Annotated in this window: 23 protein-coding genes; 14 read left to right on the forward strand and 9 right to left on the reverse strand. The window is 65.4% G+C overall.

The window, feature by feature from the left end:
- Nucleotides 1-16 precede the first annotated feature (16 nt).
- From KI242_RS19680 to KI242_RS19690, 3 genes are all read right to left on the reverse strand, one after another.
- A complete protein-coding gene (locus tag KI242_RS19680) occupies nt 17-907 on the reverse strand; it encodes a LysR substrate-binding domain-containing protein (protein ID WP_011062101.1) in 891 nt (296 codons plus the stop codon).
- 41 nt (nt 908-948) lie between these two features.
- The gene (locus KI242_RS19685; RefSeq protein ID WP_041752397.1) at nt 949-2,385 is read right to left on the reverse strand and encodes an amino acid permease; all 1,437 of its coding nucleotides are present in this window, start codon (nt 2,383-2,385) and stop codon (nt 949-951) included.
- Nucleotides 2,386-2,538: 153 nt separating this feature from the next.
- Entirely contained in the window at nt 2,539-3,813 is a 1,275-nt protein-coding gene (locus KI242_RS19690; protein ID WP_123430500.1) for a cystathionine gamma-synthase family protein, read from the reverse strand.
- Between the two features lie 239 nt (nt 3,814-4,052).
- On the opposite strand from KI242_RS19690, the gene KI242_RS19695 reads away from it, so the two are divergent.
- Nucleotides 4,053-4,589, forward strand: coding sequence for a DinB family protein (locus KI242_RS19695; RefSeq protein WP_123430499.1), 537 nt, complete (start codon nt 4,053-4,055; stop codon nt 4,587-4,589).
- Here KI242_RS19695 and KI242_RS19700 read toward each other — a convergent pair whose 3' ends face one another.
- A complete protein-coding gene (locus KI242_RS19700) occupies nt 4,590-4,901 on the reverse strand; it encodes a hypothetical protein (RefSeq protein ID WP_015636227.1) in 312 nt (103 codons plus the stop codon).
- Between the two features lie 92 nt (nt 4,902-4,993).
- Here KI242_RS19700 and KI242_RS19705 point away from each other — a divergent pair, with 92 nt between their 5' ends.
- Nucleotides 4,994-5,293, forward strand: coding sequence for a YceK/YidQ family lipoprotein (locus KI242_RS19705; RefSeq protein WP_011062106.1), 300 nt, complete (start codon nt 4,994-4,996; stop codon nt 5,291-5,293).
- Nucleotides 5,294-5,353: 60 nt separating this feature from the next.
- On the forward strand, nt 5,354-5,743 hold the full coding sequence (locus tag KI242_RS19710; protein ID WP_011062107.1) for a YceK/YidQ family lipoprotein: 390 nt from the start codon (nt 5,354-5,356) through the stop codon (nt 5,741-5,743).
- Nucleotides 5,744-5,770: 27 nt separating this feature from the next.
- Here KI242_RS19710 and KI242_RS19715 read toward each other — a convergent pair whose 3' ends face one another.
- Nucleotides 5,771-6,544, reverse strand: a complete 774-nt coding sequence (locus KI242_RS19715; RefSeq protein WP_011062108.1) for an EAL domain-containing protein — start codon at nt 6,542-6,544, stop codon at nt 5,771-5,773.
- Nucleotides 6,545-6,790: 246 nt separating this feature from the next.
- Here KI242_RS19715 and KI242_RS19720 point away from each other — a divergent pair, with 246 nt between their 5' ends.
- Complete coding sequence (locus KI242_RS19720; protein ID WP_011062109.1) at nt 6,791-7,792, forward strand: AraC family transcriptional regulator; 1,002 nt, start codon at nt 6,791-6,793, stop codon at nt 7,790-7,792.
- 46 nt (nt 7,793-7,838) lie between these two features.
- Here KI242_RS19720 and KI242_RS19725 read toward each other — a convergent pair whose 3' ends face one another.
- Nucleotides 7,839-8,360, reverse strand: coding sequence for an SgcJ/EcaC family oxidoreductase (locus KI242_RS19725; protein ID WP_212805465.1), 522 nt, complete (start codon nt 8,358-8,360; stop codon nt 7,839-7,841).
- A 173-nt stretch (nt 8,361-8,533) separates the two neighbouring features.
- Between KI242_RS19725 and KI242_RS19730 the strand changes: the two genes are divergently transcribed.
- Genes KI242_RS19730 through KI242_RS19745 form a run of 4 tightly spaced genes read left to right on the forward strand, consistent with a single transcriptional unit; the run spans nt 8,534 to nt 13,132 of the window.
- Nucleotides 8,534-9,694 carry a sensor histidine kinase gene (locus KI242_RS19730; RefSeq protein ID WP_019094128.1) on the forward strand — a complete coding sequence of 387 codons (1,161 nt, stop codon included), beginning with the start codon at nt 8,534-8,536 and terminating at the stop codon, nt 9,692-9,694.
- Nucleotides 9,691-10,359: a response regulator transcription factor gene (locus tag KI242_RS19735; RefSeq protein ID WP_011062112.1), complete on the forward strand. Its 669-nt coding sequence runs from the start codon at nt 9,691-9,693 to the stop codon at nt 10,357-10,359. Before KI242_RS19730 ends, KI242_RS19735 begins: the two co-directional genes overlap by 4 nt.
- Entirely contained in the window at nt 10,356-12,683 is a 2,328-nt protein-coding gene (locus KI242_RS19740; RefSeq protein ID WP_174824011.1) for an ATP-binding protein, read from the forward strand. The genes KI242_RS19735 and KI242_RS19740 overlap by 4 nt, the downstream gene beginning before the upstream one ends.
- The gene (locus KI242_RS19745; RefSeq protein ID WP_015636233.1) at nt 12,680-13,132 is read left to right on the forward strand and encodes a response regulator; all 453 of its coding nucleotides are present in this window, start codon (nt 12,680-12,682) and stop codon (nt 13,130-13,132) included. The genes KI242_RS19740 and KI242_RS19745 overlap by 4 nt, the downstream gene beginning before the upstream one ends.
- Nucleotides 13,133-13,306: 174 nt before the next feature.
- Here the strand turns inward: KI242_RS19745 and KI242_RS19750 are convergent, their stop codons facing one another.
- Nucleotides 13,307-14,104 carry a helix-turn-helix transcriptional regulator gene (locus tag KI242_RS19750; RefSeq protein ID WP_015636234.1) on the reverse strand — a complete coding sequence of 266 codons (798 nt, stop codon included), beginning with the start codon at nt 14,102-14,104 and terminating at the stop codon, nt 13,307-13,309.
- A gap of 85 nt (nt 14,105-14,189) precedes the next feature.
- Here KI242_RS19750 and KI242_RS19755 point away from each other — a divergent pair, with 85 nt between their 5' ends.
- From KI242_RS19755 to KI242_RS19780, 6 genes are all read left to right on the forward strand, one after another.
- Nucleotides 14,190-15,188 carry a bile acid:sodium symporter family protein gene (locus tag KI242_RS19755; RefSeq protein WP_015636235.1) on the forward strand — a complete coding sequence of 333 codons (999 nt, stop codon included), beginning with the start codon at nt 14,190-14,192 and terminating at the stop codon, nt 15,186-15,188.
- A gap of 104 nt (nt 15,189-15,292) precedes the next feature.
- The gene (locus KI242_RS19760; protein WP_212805466.1) at nt 15,293-16,321 is read left to right on the forward strand and encodes a hypothetical protein; all 1,029 of its coding nucleotides are present in this window, start codon (nt 15,293-15,295) and stop codon (nt 16,319-16,321) included.
- 138 nt (nt 16,322-16,459) lie between these two features.
- A complete protein-coding gene (locus KI242_RS19765) occupies nt 16,460-17,104 on the forward strand; it encodes a hypothetical protein (protein WP_015636237.1) in 645 nt (214 codons plus the stop codon).
- A gap of 7 nt (nt 17,105-17,111) precedes the next feature.
- A complete protein-coding gene (locus tag KI242_RS19770; RefSeq protein ID WP_244868142.1) occupies nt 17,112-17,921 on the forward strand; it encodes a type II CAAX endopeptidase family protein in 810 nt (269 codons plus the stop codon).
- A 113-nt stretch (nt 17,922-18,034) separates the two neighbouring features.
- Nucleotides 18,035-18,436, forward strand: a complete 402-nt coding sequence (locus KI242_RS19775) for a hypothetical protein (protein ID WP_015636239.1) — start codon at nt 18,035-18,037, stop codon at nt 18,434-18,436.
- Between the two features lie 84 nt (nt 18,437-18,520).
- Nucleotides 18,521-19,141, forward strand: coding sequence for a LysE family translocator (locus tag KI242_RS19780; RefSeq protein ID WP_011062117.1), 621 nt, complete (start codon nt 18,521-18,523; stop codon nt 19,139-19,141).
- A 64-nt stretch (nt 19,142-19,205) separates the two neighbouring features.
- Here the strand turns inward: KI242_RS19780 and KI242_RS19785 are convergent, their stop codons facing one another.
- Together KI242_RS19785 and KI242_RS19790 are read right to left on the reverse strand one after the other, a co-directional pair.
- A complete protein-coding gene (locus KI242_RS19785) occupies nt 19,206-19,448 on the reverse strand; it encodes a hypothetical protein (protein ID WP_015636241.1) in 243 nt (80 codons plus the stop codon).
- A 146-nt stretch (nt 19,449-19,594) separates the two neighbouring features.
- The gene (locus KI242_RS19790; protein WP_015636242.1) at nt 19,595-20,473 is read right to left on the reverse strand and encodes a LysR family transcriptional regulator; all 879 of its coding nucleotides are present in this window, start codon (nt 20,471-20,473) and stop codon (nt 19,595-19,597) included.
- Nucleotides 20,474-20,554: the final 81 nt, after the last annotated feature.

Genomic DNA, 20,554 nt, shown 5'->3' on the forward strand with positions numbered 1-20,554 from the left:
GTTTGGCTCCGGCCAGTCATTTATGGCGATGGGCCTGCTCCACCAGCCAGGTGGAAAATTCCAGCGCATCGGGGTGTGGATCGGCCCCGGCGCCACGCACCAGGTAAAAGGATTCGCTGGCCTCGATGCGCTGACTGAAAGGCTCCAGCAAGCGCCCGTCGGCGAGCATCTGGTCGACCATGGAGGAACGGGCCAGAGCCACGCCCAGGCCCAGTTCGGCCATGCGCAAGGTGGAAATCAGGGTGTCGAACTGCATCCCCCGGGACGAATCCACTTGCTCGGCGCCGGCCCGCTGCAGCCAGTAGCCCCAGCCCTCTTCGTAGCCCAGCACATGCAGCAGCGGGTGCCGGGCCAGGTCCGCCGGCACCTCTAGCGGCGCCTTGTCCAGCAAGGCCGGGGCGCACACCGGGAACAGCGTGTCCCAAGTCAGGCGCTGGGCCACCAGCCCCGGCCAGTGGCCGTGGCCCCAACGAATTTCCAGGTCGTCTTCGCCGTCCAGCTCCTTGACCCAGATATTGCTGATGTAGCGGATATCCACCAGCGGGTGCCTGTGCTGAAAATCCGCCAGCTTGGGCGCCAGCCAGTGGACGAAAAACGCCAGGCTGCCGCGCACCTTGATCGGCCGGCGCTTGTGCTGGCCGAAAATTTCGTTGGTGCCCACCGCCAACCGGGTGATCGCGTCCTGCACCACCGGCAGGTAGGAGCGGCCCTCCTCGGTCAGGTCCAGGCCGCGGGGCAGGCGCTTGAACAGCGCCACCCCGAGGTGGCTTTCCAGCTGGCGGATCTGTTGGCTGACCGCGCCCTGGGTGAGGAACAGTTCCTCGGCGGCGTGGGTGAAGTTAAGGCAACGGGCGGACACCTCGAAGGCGCGCAGCCAGTTCAGCGGGGGCAAGCTTTTCTGCTTCATGGCCTGGCTCTCATGGACACCCTGGGCGCCGGGCGCACCCGTCAACCCTGCAGGGCATCGGAGGGCCGAGCCAGGGCTGCCAGGGACAGGCGCCGCTGGCGGCTACTGCGGGTAATGTAATACACCAGGTAGCACCAGGCGATGAAGGGCAGGCCGAAGTACAGGGCCACGCGCTGCTCGGGGTCGAAACCGATGCCGACACAGGCCAGGGTGCAGCACAACAGCGCCCCCAACGGCACCCAGGGGTAGCCACGAACACGGAATTTCAAGTCGCGCACGTCACCACCGTTGGCCACGAAGTGCCGGCGAAAGGCGATCTGGCTGGCGGCGATGCTCATCCACACCACCACCACCGCCAGCCCGGAAATCGACACCAGGGCCAGGTAGATGGTGTCCGGGGCGAACACGCTGCTGAGCAGCGAGGCGGCGCCACCGGCCATGCTCACGATGATCGCGTTGAGCGGCGTGCCCATGCGGGTCAGGGCCGAGAACTGCTTGGGCAGGTGCCCCTGGTCACTCAGGGTCCAGAGCATCCGCGAGGCGGCGTACAGCCCGGAGTTGGCGGCGGACAGCAACGCGCTGATGATCACAAAGTTCATGATGTCGGCCGAGTACGGAATGCCGATGTAGGTGAACACCGTGACGAACGGGCTTTCCACCAGGCCGGCCTGCTCCCGGGGCAACAGGGTGGCGAGGACGAAGATGGTGCCGACGAAGAAGATCGCCAGGCGCAGCACCGTGGTGCGGATCGCCCGTGGCACATTGCGTTGCGGGTCACGGGTTTCGCCAGCGGCGATGCCGATCAGTTCGGTGCCTGAGAAAGCGAAGGCCACCGCCAGTAGGGTCATGGCGATCGGCATGAAGCCGGTGGGGAATAGCCCCTCACGGGTGAAGTTGCTCAGGCCGATGCTGTGGGCCTGGTCGATGTGCAGAAGACCGAGAATCGCCCCGCCGCCCACCACCAGGAATGCCAGCACGGTGATCACCTTGACCAGCGACAGCCAGAACTCGGTCTCGGCGAACAGCCGCACCGACACCACGTTGGACAAGAACACCACCATGGCGAACAGCGCGCTCCAGATCCACACCGGGGTCTCGGGGAACCAGCGGGCCATGAGGATCCCGGCGGCGGTGAATTCCGAGCCGATGGCCACGGTCCAGGTCAGCCAGTACAGCCAGGCCACGGTGTAGCCGGTGCCGGGGCCGAGAAAGCGCGTGGCGTAGGTGCTGAAGGAGCCGGTCTCGGGCATCTGCACCGCCAGCTCGCCGAGGCACATCATCACCAGGTACACCATCAGCGCGCCGATGATGTAGGCGATCACCGCACCCAGCGGGCCGGCCTGGTTCACCGTGTAGCCGGACGTGAGGAACAGCCCGGTGCCTATCACCCCGCCCAGGGCGAGCATGACAATGTGCCGGGTCTGCATTTCTTGCTTGAAGCCGCCGCGCAAGTCGGTCTGTTGTTCTTGTAGGGACATGATGGTTCTCATGAAAGTTGTCAGGGCAAGTCTCAATTTCTGCGACTGTGGAAATGGGCAGAAAACAAATCGGATGCCACCAGGTTTTTATTGTTATTCCTCTTCATGAAGCCCCCACTGGCTACCTTGCTGTGGGGGTGTTGCGCGCTCTTTTCAGTGGGCGACCTCGGCCCGCGGGTCCAGGGATGGGATGGCGCCAGGCGCCGCATTCTGCTTGAGGGATTGGCGCAGCCAGGCGAAGGCCTGCTGCAGGTCGGCCAGCAGGTCATCGGTGTCTTCGATGCCCACCGAAATCCGCACCAGGCCTTCGGAAATGCCCAGGGCCTGGCGCTCTTCCAGGGTGTTCTCCACATGGCTGGTAGTGCGCGCCGGGCCGTAGATGGTTTCCACCGCCCCCAGGTTGCCGGCGCAGTGGGCATAGCGCAGGCGTGGCAACAGCTGCTTGACGCTGTCCATGCCACCCACCAGGACAAAGCTGACGATGGCGCCGAAACCGCGCATCTGCGCACAGGCCACGGCGTGGTTCGGGTGGTTGGGCAGGCCCGGGTAGTTCACGGCTTCCACCAACGGCTCGTTGAGCAGGAACTGCGCCAGCTGCGCGGCGCTGTGCTGTTGCTGGCGCATGCGCAGCGCCAGGGTCTTGATCCCGCGAATGATCAGGTAGGCCGAGAACGGATCGAGGCTGGCACCGTTGATTTCCCGGTAGTGACGCACCTGGCTCATCAGCGCTTCGCTGCCGCAGGCCACGCCACCCAGCACATCGCCGTGACCGCTGAGGAACTTGGTAGCGCTGTGGATCACCACATCCACGCCCAGCGCCAGGGGGTTCTGGTTCAGCGGCGTAGCGAAGGTGTTGTCCGCCACCACCAGGGCGCCGACCTGTTTCGCCGCGGCGACCAGACGCTGGATATCGACGATCTTCAGGGTCGGGTTGGTCGGCGTCTCCAGGTACAGCAGGTCGCAGCCCTTGGCGATCTCGGCCTCGATCTGCTGCTGGTCGAAGGTTTCGCAGAGGGTCACGGCCACGCCCATGCGCGGCAGGAATTCCTCGAAGATCTTGTTGGTACCACCGTAGCTGTCCTTGGTCGACACCACCCGCTGGCCGTGGCTCAGGAAGCTGTAGAGTACGCCGCTGATGGCTGCCATGCCGCTGCTGAAGGCCACCGCCGATTCGGCGTTTTCCAGATCCTGCAGCTTGGCTTCCAGGGTTTGCACCGTGGGGTTGCTCATGCGGCTGTAGATAAAGCCCGGGGCCTTGCCCAGGGCCACGTCGTACCACTGGTCGATGTCGTCGTAGCCATAGGCGGCGCTGGCGACAATCGGGGGTTGCGTGGCGTTGTAGGGATGACGGACTTGCTCTCCGCCCCAGACCACCCGGGTAGCGGTTCCGGGGTTTTCCAGCCCTGTGCGTTCAGGTTTTTTATTCATTGCAACGGCTCACCATAAAGGGTGCGCGGCCTGTTGCCGCGCTGGATCTGGTGGCCAATATAGAGAAAAGCCCAAGCCCCGAGAAACGATGTTATCGGGGCCAAAGGGGCGGTTTTTTTAATGGCTGCACAGCCCTGCAAACGGCCTGCGCACGAGGCTTTTGTGACGCCTCTTGCATTGCGGCACCGGGGCTTGCGAAGCTGCTGCGCGCCAGCCCGCAAACCCCGACAGGAACCGCAATGAACCGCACCGAGCACCTGGGCCTGATGGCTCGCTACAACCAGTGGATGAACAGCAAGCTGTACAGCGCCGCCATGGGCCTGTCCGATGCGCAACTGGCTCTGGACCGGCAGGCCTTTTTCGGCTCGATCCTCGGCACCCTCAATCATTTGCTGGCCGGCGACACCATCTGGCTCAAGCGCTTTGCCCAGCACCCGGCGCGGTTTGCGGCCCTGGCGCCGCTGCAGCAGGTGGCCCTGCCACAGGACCTCAAGACCCTGCTGTTCCCAAACCTGGGCGGGCTCTGGCAGCAGCGTCAGTGGCTGGACCAGTTGATCCTCGATTTCAGCCAGTCCCTGAGCGACGCAGACCTGGACAGCAGCCTGCATTACGCCAACACCCGGGGCGTGGTCGCCGAGCGCGATTTCTATAGCCTGCTGGTGCATTTCTTCAACCACCAGACCCACCACCGCGGCCAGGCCAGCACCCTGCTGACCCAGGCCGGGGTGGATATCGGCGATACCGACCTGCTTATGCTGATACCCAGCGATATCTGATCAGGCTCGAGCCCAACGGGCGCACAACAGGGGCAGGCCGCGCTCGTGCCAGAAGCCCATGGAAATCCCGCCGCTGGACATGCCGCCATGGGCAAAGGCCTCGACGAAGAAGTGCCCTGCCGAGCTCCAGGCCCTGCCGGTCAGTTGCTCGAAGGCCTGGACGATCAGGGCTTCCAACTGCTGCGCCGTGGCCGGCCAGGGCGTGTGGGCCAGATGCGTGGCCATGGCTCGCCACAAATAGGGGTCACCCCGCAGCCCCCAGGACAGCGGTTCCTCGGCGAACAGCCGTGCGACGCTGCGCTCTCCCTCCATCGAACCCTCCCGGCACTGCGCCCAGTATTTATTCAGCGCCCAATCTAGCGTCTGCATCGGGCTTCTGCGACCATGCGCGCGGAAAAACCCGCTTGCTAAGGAATGGCGCCATCAAAGCCCTCAATGCTCTGTTCGTTGTGTCCCTGCTGTCCCTGGTGGGCTGCGGCACCCTGATCGCCCGCACCCCCAATTCCCATACCAGCTACGACTACTACAAAGGCACCCAGGCCAATATCGAACTGCTGACCATGCGCGGAGCCAGCGGCTACGACGGCTACGTCACGCTGTTCTGCTGGATGAGCATTGTCTGCCCGGTGGTGGCCATCGTCAGCCTGCCGGTGGACGCCGTGGCCGACACCGCGCTGCTGCCCTATGACGCGATGAATCACTGATTCGCGCCCCCTGCCAATGGCCTGAATGGAAGAGCGATCATCCGAATCATCAATTACCTGTTGCTGCTCAACACCCTGCTGCTGTCCGGCTGCGGCACCTACATGACTCGCGGCAATGCCCTGGACTTTCGCGACGACCGCTACTACCGCAGCGTCAAGACCAACGCCCAAGTGCTCACCGGCTACGACATGGGCTACGCACGCATGATCACCGGCGGCTGCTGGGTGATGGTGGTGTGCCCGATCCTGATGATCGCCAGCCTGCCCCTGGACGCGGCGCTCGACACCGTGCTGCTGCCCTACGACGCGCTCCAGCCGGAGCGGCCCAAGCGCAACATGCACGTGGATATGAAGGAGATTCCCGAGCAAGACCTGCAGGCATTGCCCATCAGTGCCGAGGTGCAAGACCCGACGGCCCACACCCCGCCCATCACCCCGCAGGCTGATTGAACCCCTTCAGGCGGGCATGCACCCGGGCTACGCCTGATCCGGCGTGCACAGCTGGGGCACCCGCTGCGCCAGGCGGCAACGTCGCCCCAGGCGATCCACCTGGGGGCGGCCGAACAGGTAGCCCTGCCCCCACTCGCCACCACAGGCCGTGGCCAGGCCCTGGTCGGTGGCAGTCTCCACCCCTTCGATGATCACGCAGGGCGCCAGGGTCTTGCACAGTTGCACCAGGTGGCTGAGGGTCTGGGCGCTGTTGAGTTCGCTGCGGGCGCGCTGGATGTAGCCCTTGTCGATCTTGACGATGTCCGGCCGGGTCTGGCGGATGAACTCCAGGGTGCCCAGGCCCGCGCCGAAATCGTCGATGGCCACCCGGCAGCCCAGTTCGCGCAGGCACAGGACAAACTCGCTGGCCGCCTCGATGCTCGGTGGCGTGGCGCTTTCGGTGATCTCGATGACCAGCCGCGCGGCCACGCCGGGAAAGTCCCGCAACTGCTGGACAATGGGGTACCAGAATGAATCGATGATCGCGCTCTGGGCCGAGATATTGCACCCCAGGCGCAGGCGTTCGTCCCGTTGCAGGCTGTCGATCACACAGAGCACCACGCTGCGGTCCAGCTCGCGCATCACCTGGTGTTTCTCCAGTAGCGCCAGGGGGTAGACATCCCCGCCCTGGGCATCGACATGGCGCAGCAACCCTTCGTGGTAGAGCACCCGGCTGCTGTCGGGCAGCCACACCACCGGCTGGAATGCCAGCATCAAATGGCCCTCGGCCAATTCACGATAAAAGTCTTTGATGCTTTGCATGACAGATCCATAGGCAAGCCAACGACGCACCCTCGAACGTGGCACGACGAGCCCGCCGCCGCACTCGCCCAAGGGTCCCTGCCCAACCATGATCGACCCTGCCCGGGCCACCCGGAAGTGTTCCCGGATACCTTTCGCTTGTCCTCGGAAACCTGGGCCGGTGCTTATTCGTCTGTGGCCTTTTGTTTATTGCAATCATGCAAAAGGCCTCATCGATATCATTTAGCCACTAGTCCAGGAAGACCTATGCACAGAATGACCAGCGCCAGCTTTCGGGTGCTTGCCGATGTCATGAGAGAAGGCGGCGCGAATGTCGACGCCCTGCTCAGAACCTTCGGCAGCAGCATCCAGGACGTTGAGGAAAATCCCAAGGGCGTGAGGCTGGAACTGGTCTATCAAGTAATGCGCGAAGCCACCCGCCGCACCGGCAACCCGGACCTCGGGCTGCTGGCCTACAGCAAGGCCCACCCGGCCAACCTGGAGGCCCTGGGCTATGCGGTGATGTCTTGCGCGACCCTGGGGGCAGCGCTGCAGCGCCTGGTGGATTACCAGGCGCTGACCAGCAACGGCTTCTGCATGTGCCTGGAACGCAAGCCCGACGCGTTGCAACTGATCGGTTTCGACGTCACCGCCGAGCCTTCGCTGATCCCCCGGGCGGTGATCGACGCCGGCGCCGCCCAGACCCTGGGCCTGCTGCACTGGCTGCTGCCCCAGCACAAGCCGCGGCCGCTGGTGGCGGCCTTCACCTACCCCGAGCCTGCGGACACGCGCATGCTGCGCCGGCTGATGGGCGACAACCTGCAGTTCTGCGCGCCCCACAACAGCCTGACCTTCAGCAGCCAGGACTGCGCCATCGCCCTGCCCACCGCCGACCCGGCGCTGGATGTGCTGCACATGGAATACGCCCGCAACCGCCTCAATGTGCTGCTCAGCGGCTCGATGACTGCGCGGGTGCGCCGCGCCCTGTCCGAATCCCTGGCCCAGGGCGCGCCCAGCGACCTGCCGCATATCGCCCAGGCAGTGGGGGTCAGCACCCGCAGCCTGCAACGCAGCCTGGGCCATGAAGACGTGCACTTTTCGGCGCTGCAGGACGAGGCGCGGCTGATGCTGGCCCACAGTTTTCTGCGCAACTCCATGCGCAGCGTCAAGTACATCGGCGCCCTGTTGGGCTTTCGCGACCAGAGCAGCTTTCACAAGGCCTGCCTGCGCTGGTTCGGCATGACCCCGGGGCGCTACCGCGAGCAGTGACAGCAACGCCGAGCAAAGGCTCGGCGCAAGGCGACAGGAGCCTGGATCAGTGGCTGGCTTGCAACTGCGGCTGCACTTGCGGCATGGCCGAAGAGTGGTGGTTGAGGATTTTCCACTGCCCGCCCAGGCGCTCGTAGAGGAAGGTGTAGCGAGCCTGGACCTGCTGTTTCTTGCCGTCGGCGGCAGTCAGGGTGAAGGTGTAGACGCCGCTGTCCATGGCCGCATCCGGGCCCAGGTGACGAATCTCCCGGTAGTTGATCTGGCCCACCGGCCGCGAGGCCATGAAGTGCTCGAAGTAGTCCTGGATCTGCGCGTGGGTGCTGCGCACCTGGTTGGAGACCGTGGGTTGCAGCACTGCATTGGCCGCATAGAGGCTGACCACGGCTTGCGGGTTGCCGGTCTGCAGGGCGCTGTTCCAGCGGTCGAAGAGACCGGCGATTTCCCGGTCCTTCAGGTTCTGCGGCTGCTCGGCCACGGTGCGGTACACGTAAGGGGTGGCTTCCAGGGCCTGAGCCAGTGGCGTGCTCAGCACGAAGAACAGGGCCAGGGCGGTGCTTTTCAGTTTCATTCACGGACTCCAGTGGGTTTCAATGAGCCCCACTGTGCCCCGGGCCGTCGCCCCTGCCATCGGCCAACTGGAGCCTGCGGCCTATGCCATTCGGCAGATAGGCGCGATACCGGGCACGGGGGTCTAATACCCTGCCCCGAGCCACTGCACCGCCCCCACCCTGGAGTTTCCCGATGCCCAGCCCGCCCCTCGATCCCGCCAGCGCCCTGGCCCTGCGCAGCCAGTACCGGCAGTCGCAAAGCCGCGCCGCGCGCCTGCGGCTGCTGGTGGACACCGGCCAGGAGCTGCTGCAACTGCCCCCCGGACAGATGCGCCAGCGGGTGGTGCAGCGGGCCTGCGCCTTTGTCGCCATGGACCAGGGGCTGTTGCTGGAATGGAGCAGCGACGGCGTGGCCCACGCCAGCGCCGAACAGGGCCACGGCGAATGCCTGCAAGCCCTGCGCGCCGTGGCCGGGCAGGCCCAGTGGCTGGAGCGCCCGCTTGCGCAAACCGGGGTGCTGCGCGTACTGCTGCACCGCGCCGACGGCCAGCCCTTCGGCGCCCTGCTGCTGGCCAACAGTGTGCCCATCAGCGCGCCGGACAGCGAAGACCTGGAATCCCTGCAACTGCTGGCCACGCTGTTGGCCACGCACCTGGAAAACCAGCGCCTGCTGCAGGACCTGCAAGCCCGGGAGCGCAGCATGTCGGAGCTGGTGCAGCGCCTGTTCAGCGCCCAGGAGGATGAGCGCAAGCGCGTCGCCTACGACCTGCACGACGGCCTGGCGCAAACCCTGGCCGGGTTGCACCAGCGCCTGCAGGGTTTCGCCGGGCGCTGCCCGCCGCTGCCGGAGCCCCTGCACGATGAACTGCAGACCATCCTGCAACTGGCCCAGGGTTGCGTCGGCGAAGGCCGGCAACTGATCGGCGGCCTGCGCCCCCATGTGCTGGACGACTTCGGCCTGTTGCGGGCCATCGACCGCGAGGCCGACCGCCTGCGCGACGCCGGGCTGGCGGTGCACTGGCAGCAGCGCTACCCGGAGCGCCTGCCGGCGGCCCTGGAAATCGCCCTGTTCCGCATCGCCCAGGAAGCCATCAACAACATCCTCAAGCATGCCCGGGCCCACAGCGTCAGCCTGAACCTGGCCCTGGAAGCAGGCCAGGCGGTGCTCGGCATCAGCGACGACGGCGCAGGTTTCCAGCCGGCATCCGGCCAGGGCATCGAACAGTTGGGCCAGGTGGCCATGCAGGAACGCGCCCATTTGCTGGGCGGGCGTTTCACCTGCCACAGCCGGCCCGGCAGCGGCACGCGGATTCTCGCCCGCGTCCCCGTCCCCTCCCTGGAGCACGCGGTATGACAGCGGTGATACGCCTGGTCCTGGCGGACGATCATGAAGTCACCCGCACCGGCTTCATCGCCCTGCTGGCGGGCAACCCGGAGTTCGAGGTGGTGGGGCAAGCCAGGGATGGCGAGCAAGCCCTGGCCCTGTGCGAGCAACTGCGCCCGGACCTGGCCATCCTCGATATCCGCATGCCCCTGCTCAACGGCCTGGGGGCCGCGCGCCTGCTGCAACAGCGCCAGCCCGAGGTCAAGGTGGTGATCTTCACCATGGACGACAGCCCCGATCACCTGGAAGCCGCCATGGCCGCCGGCGCCGTGGGCTACCTGCTCAAGGACGCCAGCCGCGAAGAGGTGCTCGACGCCCTGCAGCGCGTGGCCCGCGGCGAAGAGGCGCTCAACAGTGCGGTCAGCGCCCGCCTGCTGCGGCGCATGAGCGAGCGCGGCAACGGCCAGGCGCCCCAGGCTCAGGCCCTGACTGCCCGCGAGCGCCAGGTGCTGGGGCTGGTGGCCGGCGGCTTCAGCAACCGCGAGATCGGTGAAAAGCTGGGCATCACCACCGGCACCGCCAAGGCCCACGTGGAACGGGTGATCGGCAAGCTCGGCGCCGCCGACCGCACCCAGGCCGCGGTGCGCGGCATGGCCCTGGGGCTGGTGGCGCAACCTGCCGGGCAGTGGCCGTGAACCTGCTCAGCGCCCGGCGCTGGGCCGACCTGCCGCTGCGGGGCAAGGCGCTGGTGGTGATCTCCCTGCCGCTGGTGATCCTGCTGCTGTCGCTGGTGCTGATCTACAGCACCGAGCGCCAGACCGCCCGCGCCGAGGAGGACGTGCGCCGGGTGCTGCTGGTGCAGGGCGATATCCAGGCGGTGCACACCCTCCTGGCCGAGGCCGCCGCCAGCGTGCGTGGCTACCTGCTGACCCGGCGCGAGGACTTTTTGCCCGCCTACCTCCAGGCCCGGCCGCAGATCGAGGCCGCGCTGCAACGCCTGGACCAGAATGTCCAGGATCCGCGCATGCGCGACTACCTGCAGACCATCACCCCGCTGATCCGCACCAAGCTCGACGGCCTGGTGGCCCTGCGCAACGGCAGCCGCGACGACGCCGCCACGGTGACCGCGATCCTGATCGACAACAAGCAGGTACTGGACGTGCTGCGCGAGCAGATCAGCGCCATGCGCGTGCGCGAGGATGCGCTGCTGGCCGAACGTAGCGCAGCCGCCGCGGCAACCCGCATGCGCCTGCTGTTCGCCACCTTGCTGGCCGCCGGCTGCGGGCTGTTCGGCGCCATCGTCGCGGTGCTGTTGCTGTCCCGGGGCATCGTCACCCGGGTGCAGCAGGTACAGGGCAATGCCCAGCGCCTGGCCCTGGGCCAGCCGCTGCGCCCGCAAGCGCCGGAACAGGATGAAATCGGCCAGCTGGGCACGCGCCTGGTGGAGGCCGGGCAACTGCTGGCCGAGCGCGAACGGGCCCTGCGCGACAACGAGGAACGCCTGCGGCTGATCATCGACGGGGTCAAGGACTACGGGATCTTCGCCCTGGACACCGCAGGCCGGGTTACCACCTGGAACGTCGGCGCGGAACGGATCAAGGGCTACAGCGAGCAGGAAATCATCGGCCGGCATTTTTCCCTGTTCTACCTGCCCGAAGAGTGCCCCCAGCACCCGGACATGGCCCTGCGCGAGGCCACCGCCCACGGCCACTACATGGAAGAGGCCTGGCGCTGTCGCAAGGACGGCAGCCGCTTCTGGGCCAGCGTGGTGATCACCGCGCAGTACGACGCCAGCGGCGCCCTGCGCGGTTTTTCCAAGATCACCCGGGACATCACCGATCGCCGTGCCGCGGAAATCGCCCTGGGCACCGCCCGCGAGGAAGCGGAAAGCGCCAGCCGCGCCAAGAGCGAATTCCTCTCGCGCATGAGCCACGAACTGCGCACGCCGCTGAACGCCATCCTCGGCTTCGCCCAACTGCTGGACATGGATTCCAGTGCCGGCCAGCGGCCCCAGGTCGGGCATATCCTGCGGGCCGGGCAGCACCTGCTGGGGCTGATCAACGAGGTGCTGGACATTGCCCGTATCGAGGCCGGGCGCCTGCCGCTGAACGTCGAGCCCATGGCCCTGGCGGCGGTGCTGCACGAAGCCCTGACCCTGGTGTCACCCATGGCCGCGGACGCCGGCATCACCCTGGCGCCGCTGCCGGAACTGGCGGCGGACAGCGGCGTGATCGCCGACCGCCAGCGCCTGATCCAGGTGCTGCTCAACCTGCTGTCCAACGCCATCAAGTACAACCGCGCGGGTGGCCGGGTCAGCATCGACGTGGCGATCGAGGCATCGCGCCTGCGCCTGAGCGTGCTCGACACCGGCGCCGGCATCACCGCCGAGCGCCTGGAGCGCCTGTTCAAGCCCTTCGAACGCCTGGACGCCGACCCCAGGGTCGAAGGCACCGGCCTGGGACTGGCCCTGAGCAGGAGCCTGCTGGAAATGATGGACGGCAGCCTGGGCGTACAGAGCACCCCGGGCAGCGGCAGTTGCTTCACCCTGGAGCTGCCCTTCGTGCGCCTGGCCGCTGCAGCCGCCGTGGCGCCCTGCAACGCCCCGGCGCTGAACGTGCCGGCGCCACTGCCCGCAAGCCGCTACCAGGGCAAGGTGCTGTGCATCGAAGACAACCTGCAAAGCCTGGCGCTGATCGAAACCCTGCTGCAACGGCGCCCGGGCATCCAGCTGCTGTCGAGCATGCAAGGCCAGATGGGCCTGGACCTGGCCCGCCAGCACGCGCCGCAGATGATCCTGCTGGACGTCAGCCTGCCGGACCTGCCCGGCCTGGAGGTGCTGCAACGCCTGCGGGCCTCCAGCGCCACGGCCGACACCCCGATCCTGATGATCACCGCCGACGCCAGCGAACCGACCCGGCGCGCCCTGCTCGACGCCGGGGCCACGGCGATCCTGACCAAGCCCATCCACATCCCGGTGTTCTTCGCCCACCTCGATGCCTGTCTCCCGGAGCTCCCATGACTGCCGATCTGCGCATCCTCATCATCGATGACCAGCGCCCCAACCTCGACCTGATGGAACAGCTGCTGGCCCGCGAAGGGCTGCACAACGTCCTCAGCAGCACCCAGCCGCTGCGCAGCCTGGAGCTGTTCAACAGCTTCGAGCCGGACCTGGTGATCCTCGACCTGCACATGCCCGAGTTCGATGGCTTTGCGGTACTGGAACAGCTCAACCGACGGATCCCGGCCAACGACTACCTGCCGATCCTGGTACTCACCGCCGACGCCACCCGCGACACCCGCCTGCGGGCGCTGGCCCTGGGCGCCCGGGACTTCATCAGCAAACCCCTGGATGCCCTGGAAACCCTGCTGCGGATCTGGAACCTGCTGGAGACCCGGGCCCTGTACAAGACCCTGCGCACCCTGGTGCCGCCGGAGCGCATCGAACTGCTGCGCCCACCAAGAACCTGACCCGCCGCACCTATCGCACCTGGCCCCACCACCGCCCCCTGTAGCCGCTGCCGCAGGCTGCGAACGGTCGCGCAGCGACCGCCGGACGGGCGCCACGGTGTGCCAGGAACCCAGTTCGGGTCTGCTGCGCAGCCCATCGCAGCCTGCGGCAGCGGCTACAGGAAGCTCGGGGTGTCAGAGGTCGCGGAAGAACTCCCCCGGGGTGGCGTCGAACTGCTGGCGAAAGGCGGCGATAAATGCCGAGGTCGAGTCATAACCACAGGCCAGCGCCACATCGGTGACCCGCTCGCCCTGCTCCAGGGGAGTCAGGGCGCCCAGCAGGCGCAGGCGCTGGCGCCAGGCACGGAAGGTCAGCCCGGTGTCCTTGAGGAACAGGCGGCTGAGGGTCTTCTCCGTCACCCCGAGCTTCTGGCTCCACTGGCCCAGCGTCGTGGCCTGCTCCGGGTGCGCCTGCAGGCTGCGGTAGATCGCCCGCAGGCGCACGTCGTGGGGCAGCGGCAGCATCAGGTCCAACTGCGGCGCGGCGGCCAACTGGTCCAGCAGCACCTGGGCCAGGCGCCCGTCGGCGCTGTCCTCGACATATTCCACCGGCAATTCACTGAAGGCGCGGATCAACTCCCGCAGCAGGCTGCTGACCGCCAGCACCTGGCAGCTGTCCGGCGCCGCCCAGGTGGTAACGCTGCAATCGAGGTACAGGCTGCGCATCTCGGTGCGCGGCGAGCTGAACACCCGGTGCGGCACCCCGGCGGGAATCCACACCGCCCGTTGCGGCGGGGCGATAAAGCGCCCGCCGCTGGTCTGGATCTCCAGCACCCCGGCAATGGCGTAGGACAATTGCACCCACGGGTGGCTGTGGCGCCGGGTCAAGGCGCGATTGGGCAAGGATTCGGTGCGCCCGTACACCGGCCGCGGCAGGCTGGGCAAACCGGGAATACTGCGCCGGACGATCTTTTCATGTCCTTTAGGCGGCATTAACTGGCTCCTTGGCGTTAGTCGGTAAAACGCAGCCACGTTAGAGTCGCCCCACCGCACTTGGCAACCCCCGGATGATCCCGCTATGACTCGCTCGCGTCTTTTGCCCGACAACTTCACCCTGACCCTGATCGGCGTGGTGCTGCTGGCCAGTTTCCTTCCGGCCAGCGGCCAGGTGGCCATAGGTTTCGGCTGGCTGACCAACATCGCCATCGGCCTGCTGTTCTTCCTCCACGGCGCCAAGCTGTCGCGCGAGGCGATCATTGCCGGGGCCGGCCACTGGCGCCTGCACCTGCTGGTGTTCAGCCTGACCTTCATCCTCTTTCCCGTGTTGGGCCTGGCGCTCAAGCCGCTGCTGTCACCGCTGGTGGGCAACGACCTGTACATGGGCATGCTGTATCTGTGCGCCCTGCCGGCCACGGTGCAATCGGCGATCGCCTTCACCTCCCTGGCCCGGGGCAACATCCCGGCAGCCATCTGCAGCGCTGCGGCGTCGAGCCTGTTCGGGATCTTCCTCACCCCGCTCTTGGTGACCCTGCTGCTGAACGTGCACGGCGAAGGCGGCTCGACCCTGGACGCCATCCTCAAGATCAGCGTGCAGTTGCTGCTGCCCTTTATCGCCGGGCAGATCGCCCGACGCTGGATCGGCGCCTGGGTCGGGCGCAACAAGAACTGGCTGCGCTTCGTCGACCAGGGCTCGATCCTGCTGGTGGTCTACGGCGCCTTCAGCGAAGCGGTGAACGAAGGCATCTGGCACCAGATCCCGCTGTGGGAACTGGCCGGCCTGGTGGTGGCCTGCTGCGTCCTCCTGGCGCTGGTGCTGCTGGCGTCGAGCTTTCTCGGCAAGCTGTTCGGCTTCGACCAGGAAGACCGCATCACCATCCTCTTCTGCGGCTCGAAAAAGAGCCTGGCCACCGGCGTGCCCATGGCCCAGGTGCTGTTTGCCGGCAGCACCATGGGCGTGCTGATTCTGCCCCTGATGCTGTTCCACCAGATCCAGCTGATGGTCTGCGCGGTGCTGGCCCAGCGCTACGCCAAGCGCCCGGAATCGGTGGCCGAGCTGATGGGCCAGGTCGACCCGTAGCCTTTCCTGCAAGGCGGCCCGGCGGCTGGCCGGGCCTGCGCGCAGATGGCGGTGAAGATCGCGCAATGGCATGATGCCGCGGCGAAAATCATCAAGGACCGCTGATGTTTCCCCATCGAATTCAAGCCCCCAGCCAGGCCGACCTGGAACTGCAGGTTAGCGCCCGGCTGGAGGCCGATGACCAGGCCCGGGTCATCGTCCAGTTCGCCAAGGCCGAACAGTACGACGGCGAACTGCTGAGTCAGCTCGACACGCTCTGCGCCCGTTTCGGCGAGCGCCTCAATGTGCGTTTCTACAGCCATTATCCGGGCAGCGCGTTCGATGCCCGGGTGTTGCTGGCCCTGCCCCATGTGCAGTCCCTGAGCCTGGACTGCCTCGACACCCTGGATCACTACGAGGCCATCGGCCGCCTGCCCCTGCTTCGGGAGTTTGCCCTGCAGGTGATCAGCGCCGACCTGCCTGAACTGCTCAGCATGCCCAATCTGGAGCAACTGCGCAGCCTGCGGCTGTCCATGGACAATGGGCCGGCGATTGAACTGGCGCCGATTGGCTGGATGCCCGAGTTGCACAGCCTGAGCATCAGCGTGCAGAGCCATCAGCTGGATGTGCTGAGCCAGTGCCCGAGCATCAGGCACCTGAGCCTGCATCGCCTGCCGGCCAAGACCACCCTGGGCATGGTGGCCGGCATGGCCGGGCTGCGCAGCCTGGCGCTGAGTTTTGGCAGCCGCGAGAGCATGCCGGAGTTGCGCAACCCCCAGGTCACGGATCTGGAGATCCTGCGGGTGCGCGGCCTCCACCAACTGCAACTGGATGGCTTTCCACAGCTTGAGGTACTGAAGATCGAAGACCAGGCGCAACTGCGCCGGCTGGATTTCGCCGGGCTGGCGCGGCTGCACCAGCTGAGCCTGATCAACCTCAAGAGCCTGGGGGAACTCAGCGGCCTGCAAACCTCGAACATCGCTGATCTGCGCATCATCAAGGCCCCACAGATGGATCTGCTGACACTGATCGACAGCCAGCTACCGCCCAGCGTGCAGCACCTCAAGCTCATCAGTGGCAAACGCGCCGTGGACAAACAGCTCGACGCCCGGCAACAGCAGCTGGGCATTCCTGAACCCCGCGGCCCCTATTGACCGCCGCCCTCTCGTAGGAGCGAGCTTGCTCGCGAAGGACGTCAACGATAACGCGCACTTGCAGGGAACAGGCGGCGCTTTGGAAATCATCGCGAGCAAGCTCGCTCCTACAGATCGGTGTTATTCCTTGGAGATCCCATGTCCTTTGTCCGTGAATTTGCCCCGTTCCTGCTAAACCACCTAAAAGAAGAGCGCCAGCACATCCTCAAGTCCATCGCAGTCAGCGTCGCTGCCGAGCTATGGCTGAGCCTGGAGTCAGCGGCGCTGCTGGATATCAACCGCGACCAGTTCGGCCTCGGCGGCCAGCTGGATGAACGCCGCAACGTACCTCGCTGGCTGATCGCTGCCGAACGCCGCAAGGTGGATATCTGGGTTGAAGACAGCTACGGCGAACATCCCTCCACCGCTATCGAATTCAAAGTGATACACAACAACAAGAATGCGTATGACAAGATTCGGCAAATTCGCAAGGACCTGATCAAGCCCATTCCCCACACCGCGCCTGACGAACACATCGAACGCTGGGGCATCGTGCTGCTGACCTACTCGCGCTTCTACAGCGACCAACGAGGCAACTATGTCTACGGCAAGTTCGCCAACCGTGATGCCTTTCTCCAAGCCTTCAGGCATGCACTGAGCGATGACGCTGACCGTTACACGGGTACCCCTGAGCTGGAGCTGGCGATGGAGCCGATTCAGGTCGCCGATCTGGAAGGCGCCCACTACGTCGAACCGAAGAAAGAGGCCGGGGTGTATCTGGCGCTGGTCAAGCGCAAAGGCTGAATGCCCTTTGCAAGCGCCACCTGAAAGCGGTTCCCGGCGGTCGACGATAGTGGCACTATGCCGCCCCCATTTATCCCGCATTCATGGAGTGACTGTGACTCATCTGTTTTCCCCGCCTGGGGTCTGCGCCCCTGAGCGTTCTACCTACCGGTTCTTTCCCAGGGTCGGCCTGTTTATTCTGGCCACCCTGTTATACATCCTGGCGGGAATACCCGGCATCCTGCTGGTGCCGCCACAGATGCAAACCTATCTGATATTCATCAGCACCCAGGGCCTGGGCATGCTGCTCTTGCTCGGCCTGTTCTGGCTGCAGTACCGCCAGCATTTCAGCGCCGCCTGGCGCGGACGGGTAATACGCCATCCTCTGGGCATAGGCGCTGCATGCATGGTGGCCGCCTATGTGCTGTGCGGGGTCGCCATCCTCATGCTCGGATCTCCTGAAGAGGCGTTCATGGCCGAATTGCTGGCGGGCCTGAACGGCTGGCAAACCCTGATCAAGATCGCCTCACTGATGGTGCTGCCCCCCATCGTTGAGGAGTTGTTTTTCCGCCATTACCTGCTGCGCCTGTTTCCGTATGAAAACAGCCAAGTCTGGAAATGGATCGCCGTTATCGTCAGTGCGGCCATCTTCGCCGGGCTTCACACCCAGTACGGCAACGGCACGACAATGGCCCTGATCTTTGCCAGTGGCTGCATTTTCGCGGTCGCCAGAATAGTCAGTGGCGGCCTTCTGGTTCCGATCCTCCTGCATTCAATGGCCGAGGTTCTCGGGATGTCCCTGGACACGCTGTTCAGAATGGCAGGGCTGTTCGGCTGAGGAGCCGCAGTGTCAGGACGAATGATCATTCGTCCTGATGGCCCAAGGCCAGAAACTGCCTCAAGCAATTAGCACCGACCTTCCTTTGTCCTACCCGCCCTCAGGCAAACCCAATGACACGCAAAATCGAAGACCTGGCTAGGCACTACCTGCTCAATCAGTTCACCCATGCCGATTATCGCTTTCATCCCAAGGAGCCGGGAGACCGTGGCTTTGATCTGTGGCTGGAACAGAACGGCGAACCCCGGCAAAAGGTCGAACTCAAGGCCACCAAAGCCAGGTACCTCAGACCCAGTAACATCTTCGCGCAGCTGGTGTTCAACGCCAAAATCGAAAGGCAGTTGTTCGAAAGTGGCGAAACAGTGATTGTCAGGGTCTTTATGGGCTCCTCGCCACCGCAGGTTTTCATTGTCACCAACGCTGTTCTCTCCAGCGGAGCACGGTTGAAGGAAGAGGCCAGGTACGTACTGTGTGGCAAGCTCAACTATGAGGACTCGATTACCAGCCTCGGTTGAGTATCCAGTGTACGAGCGCAGCATCAGGCCCTCAGGCCACTTACCGGTCCCTTTTTAACCTGTGCCCCTAACTCCGGAGCCCCCATGTCCATCACTGAGAATCTCCTGGCCTTCACCCTGGCCGCCACGCTGCTGACCTTGACCCCGGGCCTGGACACCGCCCTGGTGCTGCGCACCGCCACGGTGGAAGGCCGGCGGCAGGCGCTGCGCGCGGCGTTGGGCATCAATGCCGGCTGCCTGATCTGGGGCGCGGCTGTGGCCTTCGGCCTGGGGGCCTTGATAGCGGTGTCGGAACTGGCCTTCAACCTGTTGAAGTACTGCGGCGCCGCCTACCTCGCCTGGCTGGGACTGAACATGCTGCTGCGCCCGCGCCACTCGTTTGCTCCCACAGGCGCGAACAGCGACCCCGGCACCAACTGGTTTCTCAAGGGCATGCTGGGCAATGTGCTCAACCCCAAGGTGGGAGTGTTCTACGTGTCCTTTCTGCCGCAGTTCATTCCCCAGGGCCAGCCGTTGGTGGCCTGGACCTTCGGCCTGGTGAGCATTCACGTGGTGCTGGGGCTGGTCTGGTCGCTACTGCTGATCGCCGCCACCCGGCCCCTGGCCGGTGTGCTGCAGCGGGAAAAGGTGATCCAGTGGATGGACCGCACCACAGGGATGATCTTCGTACTGTTTGCCGCTCGATTGGCCTTGAGCAGGCGCTGAGAAGCCGCTCCCAGCCACTGCCAACGCCCCCGACAAACTCACGAGATCACGCCAAGGCCGCCACTCAGGCTTGCGCCTCGCTCCTAAACTGTTGCCACTGTTCCCAGCAGTTCTCGGCCACCAGATCGCGGTAACCCCGCTGGTTTTCCATGCTCAGCGCCACGGCCACCGGCAACGCGATACAGGCGGCGTTATCACGAATCTCCAGCACTTCGGCCTCGGTCAGGGGCATGCCCTTGGTGTTTTCGGCATTCAGCAGCAAGGCCACCAACGCAGGTACGAATACCAGGCAAAGCTGATCGGTCATGGCTCAGTGTCCAGGGGTTAGGCAAGGGCCGAAAAGCCTACACACATCGGCCCTGCGCAGCCATTGCACAAGGACATTAATGGCTGCCGGGGGCGCTTTCGCACACAACGGCTGGACAGCACAGGCGATCTGCCCGCCCCCGCCATTCACCCCTCGGCCAGCACCACGCCCCGCGCTTCCAGCAGCTTCACGAAACTGCTCAGGCTTTGCGACACGGTGCCGCGCCGCCAGACCAGCCAGGTGCGCAGGAAGCGAAAACGCGGGGACAACGGCCAGACGCTGACCGTGGCGCAGCCGGGCATGCTTTCCAACATGCTGCGGGGCATCAGCGCCAGCCCGGCGCCGGCGCTGACGCAGGCCAGCATGCCGTGGTAGGACTCCATTTCATGGATCTTGCCCGGCACCGCGGCGTCCTGGGTGAACCAGCTTTCAAAGTGATGACGGTAGGAGCAGTTGGCGCGAAAGGCATAGATGCTTTCGCCGTTGACCTCCCGCGCCCGGGTAATCGGCGCATGCCCCAGCGGGGCGATCAGCACCATTTCCTCCTCGAACACCGGCAGCCCTTCCAGAGCCGGGTGGCGCACCGGGCCGTCGACGAAGGCGGCCACCAGGCGGCCGGACAGCACGCCGTCGATCATGGTCCCGGAGGGTCCGGTGGACAGGTCCAGTTCCACCTTGGCGTACTGCTGGTTGTAGGCCGCGAGCAGCGCCGGGATGCGTACCGCCGCCGTGCTTTCCAGCGAGCCCAGGGCGAACGGTCCCTGAGGCTCCTCGCCGGCCACGGTCAGACGCGCCTCGGCCACCAGGTCGAGAATGCGCCGGGCGTAGTCGAGGAAATTCCAGCCGGCGGGGGACAGGCGCATGCGGCTCTTCTCGCGGATAAACAGCTCCACCCCCAGGTCCTGCTCCAGTTGCTTGATCCTGGTGGTCAGGTTCGACGGCACCCGGTGGATCAGTTGCGCGGCGGCGCTGATGCTGCCCTGCTCGGCAACGGCCTTGAAAATTTCCAGCTGGACCAGATCCACGGCATTCTCCAAACGTGAACGACTTGCTCAATATTATTCAGTTTTCAGCAAAGATCCAGCACCGTAACCTGCCGCCATTCC

Origin of the sequence: Pseudomonas sp. Eqa60 (assembly GCF_018326405.1) — a bacterium.
GTDB lineage: Bacteria > Pseudomonadota > Gammaproteobacteria > Pseudomonadales > Pseudomonadaceae > Aquipseudomonas > Aquipseudomonas protegens.

Coding starts and splice junctions, on each gene's coding strand:
- KI242_RS19735 (WP_011062112.1), top strand. CDS start 9,691: ATGACAGCGGTGATACGCCTGGTCCTGGCGGACGATCATGAAGTCACC.
- KI242_RS19695 (WP_123430499.1), top strand. CDS start 4,053: ATGAACCGCACCGAGCACCTGGGCCTGATGGCTCGCTACAACCAGTGG.
- KI242_RS19760 (WP_212805466.1), top strand. CDS start 15,293: ATGTTTCCCCATCGAATTCAAGCCCCCAGCCAGGCCGACCTGGAACTG.
- KI242_RS19680 (WP_011062101.1), bottom strand. CDS start 907: ATGAAGCAGAAAAGCTTGCCCCCGCTGAACTGGCTGCGCGCCTTCGAG.
- KI242_RS19690 (WP_123430500.1), bottom strand. CDS start 3,813: ATGAATAAAAAACCTGAACGCACAGGGCTGGAAAACCCCGGAACCGCT.
- KI242_RS19780 (WP_011062117.1), top strand. CDS start 18,521: ATGTCCATCACTGAGAATCTCCTGGCCTTCACCCTGGCCGCCACGCTG.
- KI242_RS19730 (WP_019094128.1), top strand. CDS start 8,534: ATGCCCAGCCCGCCCCTCGATCCCGCCAGCGCCCTGGCCCTGCGCAGC.
- KI242_RS19715 (WP_011062108.1), bottom strand. CDS start 6,544: ATGCAAAGCATCAAAGACTTTTATCGTGAATTGGCCGAGGGCCATTTG.
- KI242_RS19785 (WP_015636241.1), bottom strand. CDS start 19,448: ATGACCGATCAGCTTTGCCTGGTATTCGTACCTGCGTTGGTGGCCTTG.
- KI242_RS19745 (WP_015636233.1), top strand. CDS start 12,680: ATGACTGCCGATCTGCGCATCCTCATCATCGATGACCAGCGCCCCAAC.
- KI242_RS19725 (WP_212805465.1), bottom strand. CDS start 8,360: ATGAAACTGAAAAGCACCGCCCTGGCCCTGTTCTTCGTGCTGAGCACG.
- KI242_RS19775 (WP_015636239.1), top strand. CDS start 18,035: ATGACACGCAAAATCGAAGACCTGGCTAGGCACTACCTGCTCAATCAG.
- KI242_RS19700 (WP_015636227.1), bottom strand. CDS start 4,901: ATGGAGGGAGAGCGCAGCGTCGCACGGCTGTTCGCCGAGGAACCGCTG.
- KI242_RS19755 (WP_015636235.1), top strand. CDS start 14,190: ATGACTCGCTCGCGTCTTTTGCCCGACAACTTCACCCTGACCCTGATC.
- KI242_RS19685 (WP_041752397.1), bottom strand. CDS start 2,385: ATGTCCCTACAAGAACAACAGACCGACTTGCGCGGCGGCTTCAAGCAA.
- KI242_RS19720 (WP_011062109.1), top strand. CDS start 6,791: ATGCACAGAATGACCAGCGCCAGCTTTCGGGTGCTTGCCGATGTCATG.
- KI242_RS19765 (WP_015636237.1), top strand. CDS start 16,460: ATGTCCTTTGTCCGTGAATTTGCCCCGTTCCTGCTAAACCACCTAAAA.
- KI242_RS19750 (WP_015636234.1), bottom strand. CDS start 14,104: ATGCCGCCTAAAGGACATGAAAAGATCGTCCGGCGCAGTATTCCCGGT.